Annotated in this window: 3 protein-coding genes and 1 pseudogene; all 4 read right to left on the bottom strand. The window is 70.0% G+C overall.

What is annotated here, in order from left to right:
• Positions 1 to 754 (bottom strand): annotated as a pseudogene (locus GWK61_RS53135) (hypothetical protein); the annotation flags it as partial.
• A 372-nt stretch (positions 755 to 1,126) separates the two neighbouring features.
• Entirely contained in the window at positions 1,127 to 2,020 is an 894-nt protein-coding gene (locus tag GWK61_RS53140) for a tetratricopeptide repeat protein (protein WP_228564467.1), read from the bottom strand.
• A gap of 149 nt (positions 2,021 to 2,169) precedes the next feature.
• Positions 2,170 to 3,201 carry a GH25 family lysozyme gene (locus GWK61_RS53145; protein ID WP_228564468.1) on the bottom strand — a complete coding sequence of 344 codons (1,032 nt, stop codon included), beginning with the start codon at positions 3,199 to 3,201 and terminating at the stop codon, positions 2,170 to 2,172.
• A gap of 13 nt (positions 3,202 to 3,214) precedes the next feature.
• On the bottom strand, positions 3,215 to 3,979 hold a 765-nt coding region (locus GWK61_RS53150), incomplete at its 5' end, for a lysozyme (RefSeq protein ID WP_228564469.1).

The following is a 3,979-nucleotide window of genomic DNA, read 5'->3' on the forward strand; positions in this document are numbered from 1 at the left end:
GGGTGGTGGTCTTGGGCGGGGTCACCGGGCTCGACGGGGTGGTCGTGGTGACCGGCGGGGGCGCGGCGCAGTCGCCGGCGTCCGGGCCGTTCCAGGCGGTGATCAGGTCCTTCGCCGTCGGCGCGATGACCGGGGGCTTCGCGTCGCGGTCCGGCAGCGGGCCGTGGCCCGGGGCGGAGACGCCGTCGTAGACGGTCGTGCCGAAGTACAGGTCGATCTGGCCGAAGCAGCTCTTGGAGCCGGGGGTCCCGGGCACCTTCACCGTGAGCGTCTGGCTGGCGCTGGTCGCCGAGGTCTTGCTCAGCTGGACGTGGCTGTGGTCGACGAAGTGCTGAGCCCCGCCCGAGGAGTCCCAGGTGGGCCCGGCGGTGTCGTACGACGCCAGCGAGATGTCGACGGTGCCGGTGCAGTTGTCGCCGACCGTCTCCGGGTTCAGGCGCACCTGGTAGCCGTAGACCGGCTCCGGCGAGTTCCCCTTGAAGGTGTCGGTCACGGCGTTGTGCCATCCGCTGACGACGCTCTTGCCGTCCGCACCGAGCTCGGCGTACTGGACGTCGTTGTCGTTGACGGTGCACACCGTGGCCGGGGTCGCGTTCCCGGGCTTCTTGTCGTGGCTGTGGTGATCGTGCGTGTTCGGCGTCGTGGGCTTCGGCGGCGGGTTGTCGCACGCGTTCGCGGCGCCCGCCGCCCACGCCATCGACGCGGCCGCGCCTAGCGTGACGATCGCACCGCGGCCTATTCGGCTAGAGGTCATGGTGGCTCTTCTCTGTGCCGGCCCCGAGGCCTCAAGGCCGGATCACTGGGGGATGTGGGGGGATGTCAGGGTATTACTGCTCCTCGACAGCGCTGGAGCTTATCCCAGTCCGACCTGGGCTCGGAAGGCAGGCTCAGGGGTGACATGAGGCGTAGTTTCTGCGGGGTATCGACATGCCTTCTGGTGATCGGGGAGGGCTTGCCCCGGTTCTCCGCCAAGTGCTCTCACCAGCGCGGACGCCGCGGTCCGTGCGACTGCGTAGCCCGACTACGAATTCTGCGGTAGACGCGATTCCTCATGATCCGCTTGAGAATTACGCCGCATTTACTGAATCAGCGCACCCGCCGCTGCACCGCCGAACCACTGTCTGGTTCACGCCTTGGCATGCACCGCATGCCAAGCCCGCCCCGAACCACCGACCGCCCAAGCCGTCAGAATCCCGGTCGCCGTCTCCTCGTCCGGCGCTGCCAGCAGCACGTCCCGCGCCCCGGCGAGTGCCGCCCCCGCGGTCCCCGCCGGTCCGTCCGCCGCGATCGAGCCGTGGCTACAGCACGTGCAGTGGAACGTCAGGCTGTCCACCGGCTCCATCGCCAGCCCGCGTTCGTCGAACGCGTCGGCCAGCGCCGTCATGTCCTGCGGCTCCGGCGCCGTCACTTGCGCGCGCCAGGTCGCGGTCGGCGAGGCCTGCCACAGCGCCAGCTCGTCGAAGACCGGGAACGCGTGGTCCTCGACGCGGCGCTCGCCGGTCGGGGCGCCGTCGTGCACGACGATCTCGCCGAAGCGGCGCGTCCCGTACGGCACCGACAGCACGCGGGCGCGGGTGGGGCAGATGCGGCGGACCCACACCACCTCGGCGTCGCCGTCCGGGTCCAGGCGGACCAGGGCCGAGCCGAATCCGTCCTCGATCTCGCCCTCGCCCGGCGTGAGGTGCACGCCGTAATTGGTCCACGCCTCGCGCGCCGTGCCCCAGTCGCCGACCATGGTGGCGGCGATCCCCAGATTCCACCACGCCGGGTTCCCCTCCGGCTCGCCGGCCCGCAGCGCGGCCTGCCGGCCCAGCTCGTAGGCCTTGGGCCAGTTCCGCAGGAACTTGTTGGCCAGCGCGGCGTCGAACCAGAGCTCGGCGCTGATCGGGGTGTCCGGAAAGGCGGCGAGGAACTCCTCGTAGCAGGCGGTGACCACCGTCCAGTCCTGGACCTCGGTGGCGTCCTCGCCTCGTTGCAGCAACTCCATGGCTTCAGCGCCCGACAGCTGAACCCGGCTCATCTCTCCCCCTGGTGGTGATCGCAGAAGAGAACAGAGTAGCGATCAAAAACAGGGAGCGATGAGAGTCCCCGCCTCCGAGGAACAGAGGCGGGGACTCTCCTAATACGTGTTATACGTGTAGTGCAGGTAGTGCAGCCGCGCTAAGGCTCTCAGCCGTTTCTGGCCAGGACCTGCAGCTGGCTGTAGGGGCCGTTGAACACGTCCTGGTCACCGGGCTGCGAACCGTGGTCCGCGTACTGCCAGAATGTGTACCAGCCCCAGCCCGGAGGCAGGGTCCCGCCACCGGAGGCGACGTAGTTCGCGATCCACAGCGGGGTGTAGTTCGCGAAGTTGGTGTCGTGGCTGGTGCAGGTGTTCCACCAGTCGGTGGTGGAGTAGATGACCGGGTAGACGCCGGTGCGCGACGCGTACTCGTTCACGAAGTCCCAGATCCAGTTGGTCATCTGGCCCCCGGACAGGCCGTAGCACTCCGAGCCGTAGGGGTTGTACTCGATGTCGAGCGCCCCGGGCAGGGTGAGGCCGTCGGAGGACCAGCCGCCGCCGCGGTTGACGAAGTAGTCCGCCTGAGTGGCGCCGCTGGAGTCGCTGGGGTTCGCGAAGTGGTACGCGCCCCGGATCACGCCCTGGTCGTAGGGGCCGACGTACTGGTTGTAGAAGTCCTGGTTGGTGTAGTACGTGCCCTCGGTCGCCTTCGTGTAGGAGAAGTCGATGTTCGGCGCGATGCTGGCCCAGTTCAGGTTGCCCTGGTAGGCGCTGACGTCGATGCCCGGCAGCTGCGGCACGGAGGCCGGCGAGAAGGGCTTCGGCTTCAGGGCGGGGCGTGCGACCGGCTCGTGGGCCGCGATCGTGGAACCCATGTAGTCGAGCTGGGGGTGGGTCGCCACCGTGGGGTGGACCGGCGTGGTGTGCCGGGTGGTGTCGACCTTGACCAGCTTGCCGGCGACCGTGCGCGCGTAGCCCGGGTGCGGGTTGGCGTGGACGGTCGGGGCGCCGGGGACGCTCGCGGGCGCGGCGTTCGCGGGCTTGGCGCTCGTCGAGGCGGCTCCGCTGGTGGCCGGCAGCAGCACGGTGCCGGCCGTGGCGACCGCGAGGGCCAGGACGGCCAGGCGGCGGGTGGTGCGGGTGCCGTGGGCGCCGCGGGTGCTGTGGGCTTCGTGGGCTTCGTGGGTGGACGTGGGCATCGTCGGCTCCGTCTTAACCGTTGGCCAGCGCTTGCACGCGGCTGTAGTCGCCGTTGAACACGTCCTGGTCGCCGGCCATCGGGCCGGAGTCCGCGTACTGCCAGATGGTGTAGAAGCCCCAGCCGGCCGGGAGGGTCCCCGGCGAGCCGTTGTAGTTGGCGACCCACAGCGGGTCGTTGTTGGCGAAGCCGCCGTAGTTGCCGGTGCAGGTCTTCCACCAGTCGGTGGTGGTGTAGATGACGGCCCAGCGGCTGGTCCGGGCGTGGTACTCGTTCAGGAACGAGGCCACCCAGTTGACCATCGAGCCCTGGCTCAGGCCGTAGCACTCGGCGCCGTAGGGGTTGTACTCGATGTCCAGCGCGCCAGGCAGGGTCTTGCCGTCGCGGGACCAGCCGCCGCCGTGCGCGACGAAGTAGTCGGCCTGGGAGGCGCCGCTGCCGCCGTTCGGGATCGCGAAGTGGTAGGCGCCGCGGATCAGGCCGGCGTTGTAGGCGCCGTTGTACTGCTGGGCGAAGTACGGGTTGGTGTAGTACGTGCCCTCGGTGGCCTTGGAGTACGAGAACTGCGCGCCGGCGGCCTTGGTCGCGGCCCAGTTCACGTTGCCCTGGTGCGAGGACACGTCGTCGCCGTGGGGGTTGCCGGCGGCCTGCGCCATGGACGGCAGGAGTGCCGCGGCGCCGGCCAGGGCGCCGACCGCGAGCGCGGCGAGGGCGCGGCGACGGGTGCGGGTGCGGGGGGTGCTGGGGGTGCCGGCGGTGAGTGGGGTGCTGTGCCGGGG

This window comes from Catenulispora rubra, from assembly GCF_015356825.1.
GTDB lineage: Bacteria > Actinomycetota > Actinomycetes > Streptomycetales > Catenulisporaceae > Catenulispora > Catenulispora rubra.

Coding starts and splice junctions, on each gene's coding strand:
- GWK61_RS53140 (WP_228564467.1), bottom strand. CDS start 2,020: ATGAGCCGGGTTCAGCTGTCGGGCGCTGAAGCCATGGAGTTGCTGCAA.
- GWK61_RS53145 (WP_228564468.1), bottom strand. CDS start 3,201: ATGCCCACGTCCACCCACGAAGCCCACGAAGCCCACAGCACCCGCGGC.